This is a genomic window from Bernardetia aquimarina (genome assembly GCF_042180575.1).
GTDB lineage: Bacteria > Bacteroidota > Bacteroidia > Cytophagales > Bernardetiaceae > Bernardetia.
This window is the reverse complement of sequence record NZ_CP170094.1, coordinates 2,438,858-2,457,271: the sequence shown is the minus strand read 5'-3', so window position 1 is coordinate 2,457,271 and position 18,414 is coordinate 2,438,858. Positions and strand designations below refer to the sequence as shown.

Genomic DNA, 18,414 nt, shown 5'->3' with positions numbered 1-18,414 from the left:
CTTTTTATTGAATTGACTCTCTAGTTTTCATCAAAAATAAGTATATTGTTATTCAAAGATTACACTTCACTTTTATAATAAAAAAGAATGCAGACCATCGATGCAACGTATGATTTAATAGAAACTTTACACATCAAAACAACTGATTTTGAGGCTTCTCACAAACAATTTTTGGTTTTGTGTGGAAAAAAACAGTTTTATTGTGGTCTTTTGATTAAGGAAATTTTGGTAGGATTAAATGAAAACAAATCACTTTCTCAAATTCATTCTCAACTTATTAATCATTCGGCTTATCAAAAGCTAAGTATTGAAGATGTAGAAAAAATTATTGATAAAAAGATACTGCCTTTGGGGGTTTTGAAAAGTTCAAAAAGTGCAGAAAACAATGAAAACCAAACTAAAGAAATAAGTTATGATGCAGATTCTATCAAAACTCAAAAAACCTTATTAAATGAAGCAAAGACACATTTTTTGTCTACTATTTTCAAGCATTTTTACCAAAAAGGAGCAGTTGTTTTCTTTATCTTAATTGGTTTTTTTACTCATGTTTTTTATCTCTCTTCCCACTCTATTTTTGGAGAAAAATCTAAAATATGGGCAGAAGCCTCAGCTTTAGAATACATATTAATTTATTTTTTTATTATTTTTATATTCGTTTTTCACGAAATCGGACATGCATCAGCAGCCTTACATTTTGGTATTCGTACTCCTCGGATTGGGTATGGATTTTATTTAGTTTATCCTGTCTTTTTTACTCAAATTAGTGAAGCGTGGAAACTCCAGCCTAAAAAAAGAATGATAATTAATTTGGGAGGAATTTATTTTCAATGGATTGCAGGAACACTTTTTATTCTTTTAGATTATTTTAATGTCGCTTCTTCACATATTTGGTCAGGAATTGTGGTTATTAACTTTGTTCGTCTTCTTTATTCTTTTATTCCTTTTATGAAAGCTGATGGTTATTGGATTTTTAGTGATGGTTTTGGTCTGACCAATCTACGCAAAAAATCAAATCAATTTTTGGCAGCTATTTTCAAATCTTTTTCATTTCAAAAAGCTCGTCAGATTACAGAAACAAAAATTCAGTTTTATGCACTCGCTTTTTTTTCGTTTGGAACAATTCTTTTTTTTAGCTTTTGGTTTACTGTTCTAGGAATGCTGATTTGGAGTTTTGCGCCTATGTTACCTATGGTTTTGAGTTCTTTTTATGAAAAATGGAAAACAGCAACTCTTATTTCTCAATACCTCAAAGTAACTCTACAATCTATTTTGCTTTTCATAACACTTTTAGGTGTGGCTATATTTATTATAAGGATGATTGGTTTGGTACGTTTTGCTATTTATTTTTTAGTTGCAAAAGAAGATAATAAAAAAATAAATTGAAAGCTTTTCTTTTCAAACCACAGGTTTTTCAGTAGTTGCACAAGGTAATACCAACATAAAATCTATTTTTCCCTTTAGATTTCTCGTTCAAGCATTTTGCGTAATATCATTCATATTTTGTAAAATAATTAGATAAAATAAGTAACTCAGAATCATTCATTCAGAAATTTAACTCTACAAAAAATGTCAGAAAATAAAATCAAACAAACCGAAAATAGTGTTGAGGATTTTCTAAATAGCATAGAAAATGAGCAGCGCAAAAAAGATGCTTGGGAGGCATTGGAAGTAATGAAATCTATAACTGGACTAAATCCCAAAATGTGGGGAGATAGCATGGTTGGTTTTGGTTCGTATCATTACAAATACGAAAGTGGGCGAGAGGGAGATTATTTTATTACAGGTTTTGCACCACGAAAAGCCAATTTATCGATTTATATTATTGATGGATTTACGAAGTATCAAGATTTATTGGACAAGTTGGGCAAACACAAAACAAGTGTTTCTTGTCTTTATATTACCAAATTAGATAAAATTGATAAGGAAGTTTTGAAGGAAATTATTACAAAGTCGTTCAATTATATGTGTGAAAATTATCCTGTAGATAAGAGTTAGGTTAGCCTTTTATTTTACCCTCTCTGATGGAAAAAGTAAAAGTAGTTCCCTCTCCTTCTTTACTTTCTACCCAAATTTTGCCATTTTGTTTTTCTACAAATTCTTTACAAACCATCAATCCTAAGCCTGTTCCTTTTTCGTTGGCAGTTCCTCGTGTAGTTATATGTTGGTCTGTGATAAAAATTTTTCTTGCTATTTCATCACTCATTCCCACACCTGTATCTCTGACCCAAATATGAATCATTCTAACAGTATTTTTTTCTGAACTATTTGGGTTATAAGTAGCTCCTACCGTAACTGTTCCGTCTGTATCTGTAAATTTTATAGCATTACTGATAAGGTTACGCAGGATAAAGTTAAGCAAATTGGGGTCTGCTTCTACCAAAACCTCTTCTTTTATCTCAGAAACTTGAAGATTTATTTGTTTGTTTTTTGCTGTTGGGAGTAATAATTCAATGTTTTTTTGAATATAATCTGTTACTAAAAGAGGTTCTAATTCAGTTTCTAAATGTCCCATTTGGGCTCTAGACCATTGTAGAAGATTTTCTAAAAGGTCTCCCACATTTCCTAAAGATTTATTAATATCTCTTGTAATTTTAGTAATTTCTTCATCTGTAAAGGCATTTCTATAAGAAATAAACATCTTTAAAAAGTTTTGAAGCGTTGCTAAAGGCGCACGTAAATCATGAGAAATAATAGAAAACATACGGTCTTTAATGCTATTTGATTGAGAAAGTTCGTTTTCAGATTCTTTGAGCAATGAGTTTGTTACAGCCAGTTCTTGATTCTGAATTTTTAGTTTTTCTGTTTGTTTCTCAACTTCCAGTTCTAATACTTTGCGTTTCTTTTCTAATGAATTGGTTCGCATGCGTACATATCCGACCAATAACATAAAACCTATAAGTGTAGCAAGTACCAAAAACCATGTTTTTTTCCAAATTGGAGTTGCTATTTTGAAAGAGTAGATAGCAGGTATATTTGCCCAAATTCCGTCATCATTGGTAGCTAAAACTTCAAAAACATAATTTCCATCTTCTAGATGAGAGTAATAAGCAAAGTTTTGAGTCATTACTTCTGACCAGTTTTTATCAAATCCTTTCAAGCGATATTTGAATTTTACTTTTTCAGGATAACGGAATGTAATGGTTTTGAAATCAAAGCGAAGGCTATAATCATCATAAGGCAATACCAAATCTTTTTCAAAAGTGTGTTCTTCTCCAAAAATACGAAAGCCACTCAAAACGACTTTCGGACGAACCAAATTAATATGGTCATTTTGTCCGATATAATGAATCAAACCTCGTGTAGTTCCGAACCACAAATCCCCATTAAAATCTTTTTCGACAGCACTTCTATTTGCTTCTGTACCAATCAGTCCGTCAGATTGATGATAAATTTTGGCTAAATCATCCTTTGGGCGTAGTCTTGTGATTCCTTTTCTTGACCCAATCCAAATATTATAATTTCTATCAGCAGCAATAAAATAAGAATAATTGGATGCCAATCCGTTTGCCGTTGTATATTTTTTGATTCCTTGGTCTGAATAAGCAAAAACTCCTGACCCTTCTGAACCTATCCAAAGTGTGTTTTCAGCATCCTCTGCAAAACAAGTTGCTTTTACTTGACTAAATTCAGAAATAGCATCCAAAACTGTTAGTTTGTCGTCTTTCCAATAGGATAAGGTATAATCAGATGAGGCAATCCAAATTCGATTTTGTTTGTCTTTATAAAGATTTTGAATTCTGTTTAACTGGACTGTTTTGGTTGGTAAAATTTGAGTAAAACGATTTTCAGATTTTATATACTTGAAAAGTCCCCATGAATTGGTCGCTATCCAAATATTTCCATCATCATCAGCCGTTATTTTATTAATCATTTTATCAGGAACATCTTTAATTGATTGTAAAGAGTTGGTAGCTGGATTATACGTAAAAAGTCCTTTTTTTTCTGTTCCTATCCATATTTTACCCAAAGAATCTTGAAAAAGAGTACGAATTATTGTTTGAGAAAGAATGTCCAAATAGGGCTTAAAAATCGTTGAGTCTGCTTGTTTGGTAAGAGAAATAATATTTTGGTCTGTACCTAAAAGAAGTGTATTTTCATCAAGGCGTAGGATAGATAAAATATTTTCACTGGGTAATCCGTGTGTATAGGTATAAATTTCGAACATTTCATTGAGCATTTGCACAAGTCCATTGTTTTCTGTTCCTATCCAAATACTTCCTTCATAATCTTGTAAAATACAAGAAACAGCTAAACTTGGAAGTCCGTTTTTTGTGGTATAGTGTTCTATATTGACTACTTTTTCTTCTTTTTTTATTGATTCTATTCTAAATAATCCATTATTTTTTGTACCTATCCAAAGTTTTCCACGTTTATCTTCCAAAATTGAAGTAACATATTCACTGGCAATTTCTTTTCGGCTTAGGAATGCTTTTTTTACATTATTGGAAGAGAAAAAATTATAAATTCCATTATCTTTTGTACCTATCCAAAAACCAATTTGACCTTGTTTTTTTCGTGCTATAGAATGAACCTCAATTCCCTTTAATTCTTTTATTTGTTCTGTGAAAATAAATTTTTCGTCTTTGATGGCAGCTATAAAAAGTCCACTATCTGTTCCAACTAAGAACTCATTACTAGATAATTTTTCAATAACATTACATCTTTCTGTATGTGTGCTGACAAGTGGAAAGTAAGAAGTTTGATAATTGAATGGTTTGTTTTGTTGATTAGCTTGATTTGTGTTGGTAATCTTTTCGAAACTGACCTTAAACACACCTTCTCTTTCTGTCAATGCCCAAATCTGTTCTTCTTCTACATAAATTTGTTGAATACGACTAAGTAAATTTTGAGTAAGTGAAGTAATTACCCAAATAGAGTCTGTTTGCCTATTGTGATAAGAGAGCATGCCTTGTGGATGTCCGAGCCAAGTTCCATTACGAAGAGAGTCAGTAGCTAATGTAGTGATAAAATTATCAGCTAGTCCGTCATTTTGTGTAAAAGGCTGCATATCGTGTCCATCAAAACGAGCTAATCCATTTCCAGTTGCTACCCACAAAAAACCATTTTTATCTTGTGTCAGTCCATAAATATCTCCTTGAGGCAAACCTTCGTCCACATCATAGTGACGCAAACCAATAGACTGAGCAAAAGAATAGTGTGCAGAAAATAAGAATGGCAGTAAAAAGATATATAGGATAGACTGTTTCATGTATTAGTATTTGGCATAACTATCAAAACTATTCATTTTTTATCAAAATGCAAATACGATTTTAGGGTAAAAAGCACATAATCTGTTTTTGGTGTAATAACCTAATAATCAACTTACTTTGATATACCCTCTTAGTTTTTTGAGATTTTCAATGGAAGCTGCATATTTAAAAATTCCGTGTCGTTGTTGAAAAGGTAATTCTAAAATTTTTGAATAATCTAAATAATCTACTGAAGTAATAATTTGATTAGTGCCATGTTCTGGATCAAAACCTGTTTTTAATATCCCACCAATAGCACGAACAGCAAAAAATAATTCTATGGCATGAATACGATTAGGCAGACTTACATACTCATAGACACACATAAAATAATCAATCTGTATTTTAAGTCCTGTTTCTTCCAAAAATTCTCTTTTTAGTGCATCTGTGGCAGCTTCACCAAATTCTATTCCACCCCCGACAGGTGCAAAAAAAGATTGGTTTTCTTCTAAATCTGATGAAATTCCTTTCATATTCACGACAAGTAAACGTCCTTTATCATCAGCACAAATGCCACAAACTCGGGTTCTTACTTTGTTGCCATATAGTTTTTCTAAAGATTTATCCATAATAAATAAAGTAAGAAGTTAATTTTAGAAGATATAAGAAGTAAATAAATTTCCAATCATTTCTCTACTACAAAAATCATTCTATCAGAAATTGTTTCTTCAAATTCAGATAAGTCATAATCGCCAAATATTCGTGCTACTGTTAGTCCTGCTTTTCTAAAATAACGCAAAAAGTCAGTTGTTGGAATTGCTTTTACTCGTTCTTGAAAATGAAATTCTTTTTCTTGGTCTTCAAAGTGAATGTCTTTTATTATAAAATTATCTTGTACGGATTTTGAAATTTTGAATGTAATTCCATCTATGTTTTTTTCTTCATACTGAACAAGTTTTTTTATTATTTTTGTAGTATTGAAGAAATCTAATACGATTCTACCCTCAAATTGAAGTGATTTTGCCATGGCTTCAATAGCTTGCTGATTTTCTTCATCGGTTTGAAAATAACCAAAGCTAGTAAAAAGATTTAGGATAAAATCAAAATAAACAGGTTTATAGACTTCTCGCATGTCATGCTGACTAAAATGTAAGCGTTCGTTTTCAAACTGTTTGGCATATTGAATGCTCTCTTCTGATAAATCAATTCCTTCTACAAAAAGCCCTTTTTGATTGAGATAAATAGAATGCCTTCCTTTTCCACATGCCAAATCTAATATTTTATCGTTGGGCAAAAAATTGAGGTACAAACTTAAGTTATCTATAAATAAGCGAGCCTCTGTATCATCTCTATCTTTATAAAGAATATGATAATAGTGAGAATCGAACCAAGTTGCAAACCATTCATTTGAAGAGTTTGGAGATGTGTTTTTATATGAATTTTTGTCGTCTGAATTAGGTTTTGACACGTCTGTAAAAAGGGTAAAATAAAAACGTAATAAGTTTTAAATTAGCGAACCAAGTTGAGATAAAATATAAAATAAAACTTCAAAATTGCTTGATTTATTCAATCTTATCTATAAAATAGTTCTGAATTGATTATGAATTGTGTGTTTATGTTTGTTTTTAGACAAAAAACAGTTAGTTTAGATTATATTTTTCTGTGATTTTTTATTTGGGAAAAATAAAGAAAATTAGATAAGGCTAATAGATTAAGTAATAAAATCCTGTTCTTTCATTCTGCAATCACTTTCTAAAGTATTCGCAATTTGTGCAAATTTATATGAAACAAACCTATCCACCAATAGTTTTTTTGACTTCGACTACCGAAACGGCTGCTTTTTTGGCTGCTGATGTAGCACTTACTACGCCTCAACGTACAGGAACGTGTGAATTGATAATGACTTCAGAAAATATTTTTTCAGAAGTATTTAGGCGTTTGGACGAAAAAGAATTTAGTGATAGGCTTTTTATTTTTCATTGGATTGGAGATTCGAATGACTCTACTTTTATAGAACAACTTATTCGTCGTCTTTCTACGATGCCAAATTTAGTCTGTTTGATTTTAGAAGATATACAAATTCCTCCTTCTGCTACGATTGCACACCTTTTACCGATTACGATTGCCGTTTCTAAAAATGAAGATAAAGAAGATGATGCTATTTTTAGTAGTCATTTTTACGAACAACTTGCTCAAAACAATTCTATTAAAGAAGCCTATAATTATGCATCAAGAAAATTGCCCAATACGCCTTCTACCATGTTTGTCAAGCCAACTGCCGAGCATACACTTGACTTTACATTAATAAAAACCAAAAAAACAGAGGAAACTCCCAAAACTCCAGAGCAAGAAAAAATAGAACGATTTAAGAAAATTGTGGGACAAAAAGCTCGTTTTTCGGCTTTTTCCAAACCTGAGCTTTTACTTTCTCAAGAAGAAATCAAAATTTTTGAAGAGTATAAATTTGAGCTTGTGCCTCTTTCAGATATAGAAACTCAACTTTATCATAGAAGTATTAGAAATCTCAATAAAAAAAGAAGACAAAGAAGGTATTTGTATAGAGCTATATTTTTCTTGACATTCTTTTTGGTCTTGGCTGGATTAGGTTTTTGGGCGCAATACCGAGAATATGAAAGGCAGGCAGAATCACACAAAATACAAACTCGCCAACAACAAGCTAATTTTCTAACTTATTTAGGAGATAATCTACAAAAAGAAAATGCAACTAAGGCTATTCGTTTGATTGAAAAGGCTGTGAGAGAATATCCAACACGTTCGGCACAAGGTTCTTTGTACTCTCATTTTTATAATTCTAATTTATATTATTCGGCTCAAATTCCTCTCAAAAATGAAAAAGAAGACCTAAACAATAAAGAAAAAATAAATTATGCCGTTTCTTCTGATGGGCAATGGCTTTCTTATTTTGAGAATAAAAAAGGAAAAAACGCAATATTTATTAGTTCGTTGCAGGGCGATGTTATCAAAAAAATAGAAAAAGAAGTAGGAATCGAAAAGGTTGTTTTTTCTAATAATGTTCCTTATCGTTTGGCTGTTGGTTTTTCGAATGGAAAAGTAGAGGTTTTAGATGTCTATGGAAAGAATTTGTTAGAAATGCAGGCGCATAATGATACTATTTCGGAGCTTTCATTTTCTAAAGATGATACAAAAATCATTTCGACGGCTGATACAATGGCTCTTATTTGGACAACCTTAGGAGAAGTTTTGGATACAATTAATGGAAATCGTAGCAAAATTTTGAAGATGAAATTTTCTCCAAATCAGCAATTACTTTTTACAGAATCTAAAGACAGTGTTGTGGCTATTTGGGAAGGTTCTGATTTGATTTCTACATTTGAAGGAACAAAAGCAAAATGGCTGGATGACTCTTATTTGGTTTTGAAAAACACTAAAAAACAAACTTTAAAAGATAATCAGAAAAATAAAATTAAAGAGATAGAAAATGCTGATTCTTCAAAATGGATAGTTTGGGATATTTCTACAAACAAGATTAAAAAAGAGATTCAAAGCCCAAAGCAAATATTACCTCAAGATTCAGTTTCTTTTTGGGTTATAGATGATAAAAATACGCTTAGAAGACATTATTTCGAAAGCGATTCGGTTACATTATGGCAAAAAGACGTAGCTTATTTTTCAATGTATAAAGAAAATTCTCTAAGTAATACGAATTCAAAATGGGTTATTATTTCTCAAAATGGTCTTTGTACAATGCGTTTTGCTGATGGAAGTGAATCTACCACAAAACTAGAAAATTTGCCTATCAAAGAACCTTATTTTACACAAGATGGTAATTATTTAGTTACCCAAACTATCGATAATATTACTTTTTGGCGTGCAGCGTCTCCTCAAATGCGTTTTTCTGACAAACTACAAGGCGAAAAATGGATAACACAAAATGCTACAAATCAAAATACAGTACAAAAAAGGGATGTGCAATTAATCTATTATTCTGGAAATATTTATCGACTGACAGACCAAAATGAAAATGCAAAAGCCGAATTTGCAGCCGATAAAGTGATGTTACATCCTTTTCAAAATTATGTACTGACCATCAAAAATGCTGTTATTTCTTTAGATGAGTTTGACAAGACTAATTTAGCTGAAAAAGATAAACCATTCAGAATTACAAATCTTTTTACGAAAAAACTTGAGTATGCTAGTGCTAATTTTTCTGAAAAAGGAACTTTTGTTTGGGCAATTACAAAGGCTAATGAACTTCATTTGATAGACTTACAAGGCAAGATTTTTTATAAAGAAAAAGTAAAACCAAATACAGAAGTAATTACATCTTTTGATGATAAATATGTAGCTTTTGCTCAAAATATAGCAGGAGGATTAAAGCCATATCGTATTTTTCATGTAGAGACAAAGCAAAATTATGAGTTAGATACTCGTTTGGAGCGTTCGAATATTTCTTCATTTTTCTTTTCTCCTATCCAAAATCAAGGACAACCTTATTTAGTGTCAGCTTCGGCTGCTTGGACAGACTTTTGGGATATGAAGGGGCGCAGAATGAAAGCTCTAAAAGGTGGAAATCCAATTTATGGAAAGGAAATGATTCTGACTTCGTCATACAGTAATTTTTATATTGCGACTTTAGATGCAAATAGAGTGTATCATCAAAAAATAGAAAATCTTCAAAAAGCAACTTTAAGTCCTGATAAAAATTATATTATTTTACATTTTTCAGAAGCGTTACAGGTTTGGAAAACTTCGCCTTTTGGGATTATTCAATGGCTAGAAGAAAATAAGATTTATCAACTTTCTACCCAAGAACAAAAACAATTATTGCTTAGATAACGTATATAATGATAAGAAGCCAAATAAATAGGCTTCAAACTTTTATCATTTCCCTCATTTTTTAAACTTCATAATATGTTTACGATTCTTTTAAATGCTTTTAGTGTCTTATCAAGTGGTGTTACAGGTATATTTTCACTTATTCATCTTCTTCTAATTGTATATTGTTTTTATAGTGTTTGGACTTCACCTAGTGCAATGAGTACAAAAGTGCTTTGGTCGTTAGCTATTTTCTTTTTACCTATTGTAGGTCCTATTCTATATCTTTTATTTGGTAGATAATCCTTTTAAAAAATAATCAAGGTAAACCCCTAAATCTCGTAAAAGAGGTTTAGGGGTTTTCAGTTTGTATAAATTGTTTTTTTTGTTACATAAAAGCCCTAAATCTTATTTCATGAGATTTAGGGTTTTGCTTTGAAAATGTTATTTTAGTTGTAAAACTTGGCAAATAGCACTTCAGAATGATTTTTTTGGTATTAAACTCTCCTTTAGCATTATTTCTAAAATATTGAACACAGTAGCATAGTATTAAATCATAGAAATTACTTATTTTTCACTAAAGCGATATAGATTTTATCTTATTTATTAAAAATACAATATCAATTCTAAAAGCTATTTTATGATTATAAAAGTCTGAATTATAGTCTGTTAATCAAATAAAAACAAATTATTGATTGAATAATATTTTATTAAATTAATACCACCTAAAAATATACTGTATTAACTAAAAATTTAAACAAAAAATAATCATATTATTTTTTGTGAAATAAAATTAACTTGTAGAATATTCTGTAAATAGTGGTTTCTATAAAATTAAAGTTCAAAAAAATATTGGATTACAAGTTTTTTATCTATATACTTGCAGTAAGTTAATATTTCATACACCAGTTAGAGTGTATTGAACATACTGTTTAATTTAACACAAATTTAAAACAGACTTTAATTAGATATTTTACCCCCTTTACACTATTATTATGCAATTCAGAAAAAAAATAGGTTTAGCAGCCTTATTCGTTGGACTTAGCTTTACAGCTTACGGACAAAATCAACAAGAAAAAGTTAAGATTCTTTCAGAAACGAACGTAGTAAAATTAAAAGAAATTTCTAAAACTCAATCTAAACTTTATCAACAACGCAAAGCTCAAGCAGTTGAGTTTGCTAAAAAGAATAATTTAGATGTATTCAAAGTTTTAAAAGATGGAAGAGTAGCCGAACTGCAATTTATAGATAGATTCGGAAATCCAGTATATTATGTAACTTCTAGCAATTTGAATGCTGCCAAAACTACACGAGCAGACAAACTTTGGACAGGTGGAAGTTTAGGTTTAAATCTAAATGGACAAGGAATGATTGTAGGCGAGTGGGATGGTGGTCCTATACGTTCTACACACCAAGAGTTTGGAAATAGAGTTACTCAAAAAGATGGTGTGCCTTTTACATCTGCCAACGGAAACAACGACCACGCTACACACGTAGCAGGTACAATGATGGCAACAGGTGTAAACAGCAATGTAAAAGGAGCATCACATCAATCTACACTTTGGGCAAATGATTGGAACAATGACGAGGCAGAGGTAACAAGCCAAGCTGCTGAGGGATTAATTCTTTCAAATCACTCTTACGGATACGCTTCGCAATATCTTTCTGCTTATCAGTTCGGATATTACGATGACCAAGCTGCTACATGGGATGACATTACTTACAATGCTCCTTATTTTCTTCCTGTAAAAGCAGCAGGTAATGACAGAGGAAGTTATAATACAGGCAAAGGTGGTTATGATTTGGTAACTGGTTTTGCAACTTCAAAAAATGCACTTGTTGTGGCAGCCGTTTCTGCTGTAACAAATTATACAAGCCCAAATAGTGTTAATATGTCAAGTTTTAGCTCTTGGGGACCAACAGATGACGGACGTATCAAACCAGATATTTCAGGTTGTGGTGTAAGTGTTTATTCTACATCAAGTTCTGGAAACTCATCATACAATACAAAATCAGGTACTTCAATGGCAAGTCCTAATGTAACAGGAACATTATTGCTTGTACAACAACATTACAAAAATCTAAATAGTGGTAACTTTATGCGCTCGGCTACATTGAGAGGTTTAGCCATTCATACGGCTGATGAAGCAGGTAGTGCAGATGGACCAGATTATCGTTTTGGTTGGGGATTATTAAATGCTGAAAAGGCAGTAAATCTTATCACAAATAGAGGCACAAGTTCTGTAATTGATGAAAAAACATTAGCTAATAACGGAACATATTCATTACAAGTAACTGCAACAAGTTCTTCTCCTTTAGAAGTTACTATTTGTTGGACAGACCCTAAAGGAACGCCAGTTTCAGGTAATCAAGTAGATAACGGAGCAATTATGCTCGTCAATGACTTAGATGTACGTGTAACAGGTGGTGGAACAACAAACTTTCCTTGGGTATTGAATCCTGCATCTCCAAACAGCGCAGCTACAAAAGGCGATAACTTCAGAGATAATGTAGAAAAAGTATATATTGCTAATCCAGTTGCTGGACAAACTTATACGATTACAGTTTCGCATAAAGGTTCTTTACAATCTAATGCACAAGCCTATTCATTAATCGTATCTGGAGCAGATTTGGGTGGAACAACCCCTCCAACTTGTGGCGTTCCTAGTGGATTAAACTCTTCAAGCATTGGTAACTCAACAGCTACACTTAGCTGGAGTGCAGTAAGTGGAGCAACAAATTATGACCTTCGTTTCCGTCAAGTAGGAACAAGTACTTGGACTAATGTAAATGGTCTTACTGCTACTTCAAGAAGTCTAACACTTCTTATGACAGATACAAACTACGAATTTCAAGTTCGAACAAATTGTTCAGGTTCTTCAAGTACATATTCTGCGAGTGCTACATTTACTACAACTGGTGGTGTGGTAGTTCCAACATATTGTGCTTCAACAGGAAATAATAGTTCTTATGAATGGATTGCTGGCATACAAATTGGTTCATTTAGTAACACAAGTGGAAATGATGGTGGTTATATAGACAGAACTTCTACAACTGCAACTTTAGCACAAGGAAGTGCAAATGCTCTTACACTTACTCCAGGATTCTCAGGAAGTACGTATAATGAATATTGGAAGATTTGGATTGATTTTAATAAAGATGGTGATTTTGATGATGCAGGTGAGTTAGTATTTGATGCTGGCTCAATGAGTAGTTCTGCTGTATCAGGAACATTAAATATTGCTTCGAATGCAGCTACTGGCACAACACGTATGCGAGTATCTATGAAATATAATGGCGCACAAACTGCTTGTGAAACTTTTACGTATGGTGAAGTTGAAGATTACACTGTAAATATTACAAAAAGTTCAACACCTTCCTGTGGTCTTCCTACTGGTTTATCTACTTCAGCAGTTACGTCTAGTTCATTTACAGCATCTTGGTCAGCAGTTAGTGGAGCAGCTTCTTATGATGTACAAGTGCGTACAGGTGGAGGAAATTGGTCTTCATTCAATAGTACTTCTACCTCTCTTAATATAACAGGTGCAGCAGCTTCTACAACGTATGAAGTTCAAGTACGTGCAAACTGTTCAGGTGCTAGTAGTGCTTATTCTTCAAGTGTATTTGTTACAACATCTGCACCTCCAGTAGTAAACTATTGTGCATCTAAAGGAAATAGTGTTGCTGATGAGTGGATTCAACGTGTACGTTTGGGTTCTATTGATAACAACTCTGGTGTAAATGGTGGTTATGCAGATTTCACAAATCTTTCTACGACACTTACAAAAGGAACTTCTTATACAATTACAATTAATCCAACTTGGTCTGGTACAGTTTATAGTGAAGCCTATAATGTTTGGATTGATTATAATCAAGACGGAGATTTTGATGATTCAGGAGAAGCCGTTTACTCACGAGCTCGTTCAACAAGCACATCAGTAAGTGGTTCGTTTACAGTTTCTTCTTCTGCATTAAGTGGAGCAACTCGTATGCGTGTATCAATGAAATACAATGCAAATGCGACTCCTTGTGAAACATTCTCGTATGGTGAAGTAGAAGATTATACAGTCGTACTTGTTACTGCTAGTGCAGCTAACCTAAGCCCAGTAGCAGATAATCCAATTTATGCTACGTACAATGATGAGCCTTCAAGAGATGCAAATGTAGCTTTTGTTGCTTATCCAAATCCTGCAAGTTCTTCATTAAATATTAAACTCGGTTATTTTGGAATCAATTCTGAATTAGTAGTATATAGTGTTACTGGTACAGAAATGATGCGTACTTCGCTTAACGAACAAAATACTACACTTGATATTTCTAAACTTGCAAGAGGAATGTATATCTTGAGTGTAAATAGTGGACGCAAAGTAGAAACAATCAAATTTATAAAAGAATAAAATCTTAATTCTAAATAAAATGTAATAAAAAAGACGATTCTATATGAATCGTCTTTTTTTGTTGAAGTTGTTTTAAGAATGGGGTTATAACTGTATGTTTGTTGGTGTTACTACACTAAAATGCTAACAAGGACCTTTAGGTTTGTAGTAGATAAAATAGATGTAATTTCTTATCTTGTATTTAAGAATTCATCTAGCAGATAGAGAACCTATATCCACGGCAAGATTTTGAAATCTATATCCTGAATCAGCCTCTATCTGCTTTTATTCAATCTCAAACTCAAATAGTTTTCGGAGTATTTTTATTGACCTAAAAATAAACTCATTAGATAAGGTTTTAAGTCTGATTGAATACGATGAATCACTTTAAATTAGTCACCCTAAATTAACTTTTTTATGCCAACTTACCAAAATTTTATAGGTATTGATGTGAGTAAAAACCATTTAGATATAGCTCTTTTTCAAGAAGGCAAACCCATCAAATACAAACATATTGTGAATAATTTAGAAAGTATAACTTCTTACCTTTCTTCTTTTCAAGACAAGCATGAAATTAAAGAAAGTTTGTTTTGTATGGAACATACAGGTGTTTACATTAACTGGCTTTTGGTTGCTTTTAGTGATTTTAAGTGTTCTATTTGGGTAGAAAATGCTCTTCAAGTAAAGCGTTCTGGAGGAGCTAATAGAGGTAAAAATGATAAAGTTGATGCTGGGCGTATTGCTACTTATGCGTTTCGTTTTCAAGACAAAGCAAATCTATATTGTCCACCCAGTGAACAGCTAGAAGACTTAAAAACACTTCAAAAACTACGTAAAACGCTAGTCAATCATAAACAAGAGTTAGAAACGTATGTCAATGAACAAAGTCAATTTAGTAAATCTTCTACTCAAAAACTGCTTGAAGAAAACTCTAAAGCTACTTTAGAGCATTTGACACAAAGGATAAAAGAGCTTGAAGAAGAAATGAACCAAATTATAAAAAACGACCCACATCTTAAAGAACTCTATCAATTAGCTACTTCCGTGACAGGAGTAGGAAAAGTAACTGCTATTCAGTTATTAGTAGCTACTGATGGATTTACTAAGTTTGATACAGCTAAACAATTAGCTTGTTATTGTGGTGTTGTTCCCTTTGAAAATTCTTCTGGAAAATTCAAAGGAAAAGCTAGAGTTTCAAAAATGGCTAATAAGCAACTTAAAACGGCTCTACATATGTGTGCTTTATCAGCTTTACAAGTGGAAGGAGAATTAAGAGCTTATTATTTAAGAAAAGTAGCAGAAGGTAAGAATAAAATGAGTGTCATTAATGCCTTGCGAAATAAAATTATTCAACGCATTTTCGCTTGTGTAAAAAACAAAGTTTTATACGATAGAAATGGAATAAATTTTAACAATTTTTCTAAAGGTTAGATTTGGTTTTACCATAGTTTTCAGGATGATTTAATATCAAATAAATTATGGTGTTTTTTTAATTTTGATAGTCTTTTCAGAAGGCTGACAATAGTTTAAAAATAAATACAAACTACTGAAATATTAATACACACTGTATCTTTTTTAGACTACTTAGGTGTATCAAAATATGCTATTTAAAGCAAATCCACGTACATATAGCGAAATATACATACGTGGATTATTTTAAAGTAGTAGCTTCGTTAGGAATCGAACCTAAATTTTGAGCGTCGGAAGCTCACGCACTATCCATTGTACTACGAAGCCATTTTTAATATCGATAGGAAAACCCTACCTAATTATAAAGAAGCAAAGGTTTACCAATTTCCTGCTGTATCATTAAAAATATCAAATACAATTCTATCCAAAATAATTTCTACGAATTGTTCTTCTACTTCTGAAAGTGTTTGGTTTTGCTCAAAGTCTTCAAACTGTGTATAAACTTTATCATCAAAAGATTGGTCTTCTTCCACAGCATTGTAATAAGTAACTTCCATTTTGATTTGCAAACGCTGAATCGTTGCCACCTGCGAACCTCCTTGTGGTGCAACAGGAATAACTTCATACCCTATAATTCTTCCTTCAAGCTGCATATCTCCACCTGTTTGTACTAAGCCTAAACGAGTATTTCGAAGGTAAAATTCACGCAGCTTTTCAGTTGCATTAATTGTAATTGTTGGAGGTCCTTGTCCCGCATCATTCAAAATAGGCTGAATAGAAAGCGTTTTGATTTTGGTATAATCAATCGTTCCTCCATTGAGTTTGAAAAGAGAAGCTCCAGTACAGCTTGATAAAATTAGAATCAAGCTAAGAAAAAAGACTTTATTTATATATTTATTTATCATTTCTTGGATTATACATGTCGTTCGTGAGGACACGAGCAACGACAAAGTTAAAATTTTAATTGTTCGTTTGTTCCGTTAAGAACTTCATATTGGTAGTATTTCGTCGTATTTAACAAGAAACACTATCCGTATGAAACTCCTAAAGGAGTAAAAAAACAAAATTTCTAAATAGCTTGACAGACATGGTGGGGACACGAGTGACAGTAAATCTAACTTATCCATTGCTCGTGTCCTCATAAGTGATATAAAACTATAAAACAAAATTATCGTTTTTTTTTCAGCATTGAAATTCAATTAACCATTGATAACTAACCATTAACCATTATTTAGAGAATTATTTATCAAGTTCGTATTGTTTTATTTTTCTATATAGAGTACGTTCTGAAATTCCTAAATCTTGTGCTGCATATTTTCTGCGATTATTATTTTTATCTAAGGCTTTAATAATCATTTCTTTTTCTTTTTTCTCTAAAGAAAGTGTTTCCTCTTCTGGTTCTTTTTCAGGTTCGTTTTCTTCCTCTACTTCTCTTGCATATTCTATGGCAGTATCATCTTGTTGGTCTGCATCAAAATCAGTAACTGTATTTCCTACATTTGCAGGATTGGAAGGATTGAGATACAAAGGCAAATTAGAGTTTTTATCAGAATAAGAATTACCAGCTTTAGGTACATCATCAAAAAGATGTTCGTATTTTTGTAGCATTCCTGCGCTTCCTTGTCCTTCCAAAATATTCAAAACAAGTTGTTTGAGTTCGGTTACGTCTCTACGCATTTCAAACAAAATTTTATATAATAAATCTCGTTCTGAGAAATTATCCTTTGCTTTTTCGTTTCCAGAAATTGCAGGAAGTGTACTTGTTCTAGGCGCATTTTTGGGTAAATAATTTTTTAATATTTCAGCATTAATATGTCGGTTATCGCCTTCCAAAACAGACATTTGTTCTACCAAATTTTTGAGCTGACGAACATTTCCAGGAAAGGGATAAGAAAGCAAAACCTGTTTGCCTTCTTCGTCCAAAATAATTGGTTTGCTACGATAACGCTCCGAAAAGTCGCCTGCAAATTTGCGAAAAAGTAATTCTGCATCTTCTTCTCTATCTCTCAAAGGAGGAACAAAAATAGGGACAGTATTCAGGCGATAATACAAATCTTCTCTAAACTTTCCATCTTCAACATCTTGCACCAAACGAGCATTTGTAGCAGCTACAACACGAACATCGGTTTTTTGAGGTTTTGAAGAACCTACTTTTATAAATTCGCCATTTTCCAAAACTCTCAACAGCATTGCCTGTGTATCAAGAGGCATTTCTCCAATCTCATCTAAAAAAATTGTTCCTCCATCGGATTCTTCAAAATAACCTTTTCGTGTGCCTGCTGCTCCTGTAAAAGAGCCTTTTTCGTGTCCAAAAAGTTCTGAATTGATTGTTCCTTCAGGGATTGCTCCACAATTTATAGCTATAAAAGTATTGTGTTTGCGTGTGCTGAGTTGATGAATAATCTTTGAAAATGATTCCTTTCCTGTTCCACTTTCGCCTGTAATCAAGACACTCATATCTGTACTAGCCACTTGTGCAGCAACTTTTATGGCGTGATTGAGTAAAGGAGAATGTCCAATAATTCCGAAACGTAATTTGATGGGTTGAATGTCTATCATAGTTAAGTTTTACGTGTTTTGGCAGAAAAAGAACTGTTTTTATATAAAAATCTAAATTTATTCAGAACTACAAATATAAGTAA

Annotated in this window: 11 protein-coding genes and 1 tRNA gene; 6 read left to right on the top strand and 6 right to left on the bottom strand. The window is 32.2% G+C overall.

Annotation, left to right across the window (positions count from 1 at the left end; all coding sequences use genetic code 11):
- Positions 1-87 precede the first annotated feature (87 nt).
- Entirely contained in the window at positions 88-1,383 is a 1,296-nt protein-coding gene (locus ACE193_RS10410; protein WP_375562907.1) for a hypothetical protein, read from the top strand.
- Positions 1,384-1,566: 183 nt separating this feature from the next.
- Positions 1,567-1,995 carry a DUF1801 domain-containing protein gene (locus tag ACE193_RS10405; RefSeq protein ID WP_375562906.1) on the top strand — a complete coding sequence of 143 codons (429 nt, stop codon included), beginning with the start codon at positions 1,567-1,569 and terminating at the stop codon, positions 1,993-1,995.
- Between the two features lies 1 nt (position 1,996).
- Here ACE193_RS10405 and ACE193_RS10400 read toward each other — a convergent pair whose 3' ends face one another.
- The 3 genes from ACE193_RS10400 to ACE193_RS10390 form a co-directional block, all read right to left on the bottom strand.
- Positions 1,997-5,209: a two-component regulator propeller domain-containing protein gene (locus tag ACE193_RS10400; protein ID WP_375562905.1), complete on the bottom strand. Its 3,213-nt coding sequence runs from the start codon at positions 5,207-5,209 to the stop codon at positions 1,997-1,999.
- 108 nt (positions 5,210-5,317) lie between these two features.
- Positions 5,318-5,818 (bottom strand): NUDIX domain-containing protein, encoded by a 501-nt coding sequence (locus ACE193_RS10395; RefSeq protein WP_375562904.1) that lies wholly within the window; start codon positions 5,816-5,818, stop codon positions 5,318-5,320.
- 56 nt (positions 5,819-5,874) lie between these two features.
- Complete coding sequence (locus ACE193_RS10390; protein WP_375562903.1) at positions 5,875-6,657, bottom strand: SAM-dependent methyltransferase; 783 nt, start codon at positions 6,655-6,657, stop codon at positions 5,875-5,877.
- Between the two features lie 314 nt (positions 6,658-6,971).
- On the opposite strand from ACE193_RS10390, the gene ACE193_RS10385 reads away from it, so the two are divergent.
- From ACE193_RS10385 to ACE193_RS10370, 4 genes are all read left to right on the top strand, one after another.
- Positions 6,972-10,007, top strand: a complete 3,036-nt coding sequence (locus ACE193_RS10385) for a WD40 repeat domain-containing protein (protein WP_375562902.1) — start codon at positions 6,972-6,974, stop codon at positions 10,005-10,007.
- Positions 10,008-10,082: 75 nt separating this feature from the next.
- Positions 10,083-10,289 carry a PLDc N-terminal domain-containing protein gene (locus ACE193_RS10380; protein ID WP_375562901.1) on the top strand — a complete coding sequence of 69 codons (207 nt, stop codon included), beginning with the start codon at positions 10,083-10,085 and terminating at the stop codon, positions 10,287-10,289.
- A gap of 692 nt (positions 10,290-10,981) precedes the next feature.
- Positions 10,982-14,383 carry a GEVED domain-containing protein gene (locus ACE193_RS10375; protein WP_375562900.1) on the top strand — a complete coding sequence of 1,134 codons (3,402 nt, stop codon included), beginning with the start codon at positions 10,982-10,984 and terminating at the stop codon, positions 14,381-14,383.
- A gap of 396 nt (positions 14,384-14,779) precedes the next feature.
- Positions 14,780-15,793 (top strand): IS110 family transposase, encoded by a 1,014-nt coding sequence (locus tag ACE193_RS10370; protein WP_375559131.1) that lies wholly within the window; start codon positions 14,780-14,782, stop codon positions 15,791-15,793.
- A 234-nt stretch (positions 15,794-16,027) separates the two neighbouring features.
- On the opposite strand, the gene ACE193_RS10365 is transcribed toward ACE193_RS10370, so the two are convergent.
- The 3 genes from ACE193_RS10365 to ACE193_RS10355 all read right to left on the bottom strand — a co-directional run bounded on the left by ACE193_RS10365 (position 16,028) and on the right by ACE193_RS10355 (position 18,331).
- Positions 16,028-16,099 (bottom strand) — tRNA-Arg (locus ACE193_RS10365).
- A gap of 50 nt (positions 16,100-16,149) precedes the next feature.
- A complete protein-coding gene (gene lptE, locus ACE193_RS10360) occupies positions 16,150-16,677 on the bottom strand; it encodes an LPS assembly lipoprotein LptE (RefSeq protein WP_375562899.1) in 528 nt (175 codons plus the stop codon).
- A 334-nt stretch (positions 16,678-17,011) separates the two neighbouring features.
- Entirely contained in the window at positions 17,012-18,331 is a 1,320-nt protein-coding gene (locus tag ACE193_RS10355) for a sigma-54 interaction domain-containing protein (protein ID WP_375562898.1), read from the bottom strand.
- Positions 18,332-18,414: the final 83 nt, after the last annotated feature.

Coding starts and splice junctions, on each gene's coding strand:
- ACE193_RS10370 (WP_375559131.1), top strand. CDS start 14,780: ATGCCAACTTACCAAAATTTTATAGGTATTGATGTGAGTAAAAACCAT.
- ACE193_RS10405 (WP_375562906.1), top strand. CDS start 1,567: ATGTCAGAAAATAAAATCAAACAAACCGAAAATAGTGTTGAGGATTTT.
- ACE193_RS10385 (WP_375562902.1), top strand. CDS start 6,972: ATGAAACAAACCTATCCACCAATAGTTTTTTTGACTTCGACTACCGAA.
- ACE193_RS10355 (WP_375562898.1), bottom strand. CDS start 18,331: ATGATAGACATTCAACCCATCAAATTACGTTTCGGAATTATTGGACAT.
- ACE193_RS10380 (WP_375562901.1), top strand. CDS start 10,083: ATGTTTACGATTCTTTTAAATGCTTTTAGTGTCTTATCAAGTGGTGTT.
- ACE193_RS10400 (WP_375562905.1), bottom strand. CDS start 5,209: ATGAAACAGTCTATCCTATATATCTTTTTACTGCCATTCTTATTTTCT.
- ACE193_RS10395 (WP_375562904.1), bottom strand. CDS start 5,818: ATGGATAAATCTTTAGAAAAACTATATGGCAACAAAGTAAGAACCCGA.
- ACE193_RS10410 (WP_375562907.1), top strand. CDS start 88: ATGCAGACCATCGATGCAACGTATGATTTAATAGAAACTTTACACATC.
- lptE (WP_375562899.1), bottom strand. CDS start 16,677: ATGATAAATAAATATATAAATAAAGTCTTTTTTCTTAGCTTGATTCTA.
- ACE193_RS10375 (WP_375562900.1), top strand. CDS start 10,982: ATGCAATTCAGAAAAAAAATAGGTTTAGCAGCCTTATTCGTTGGACTT.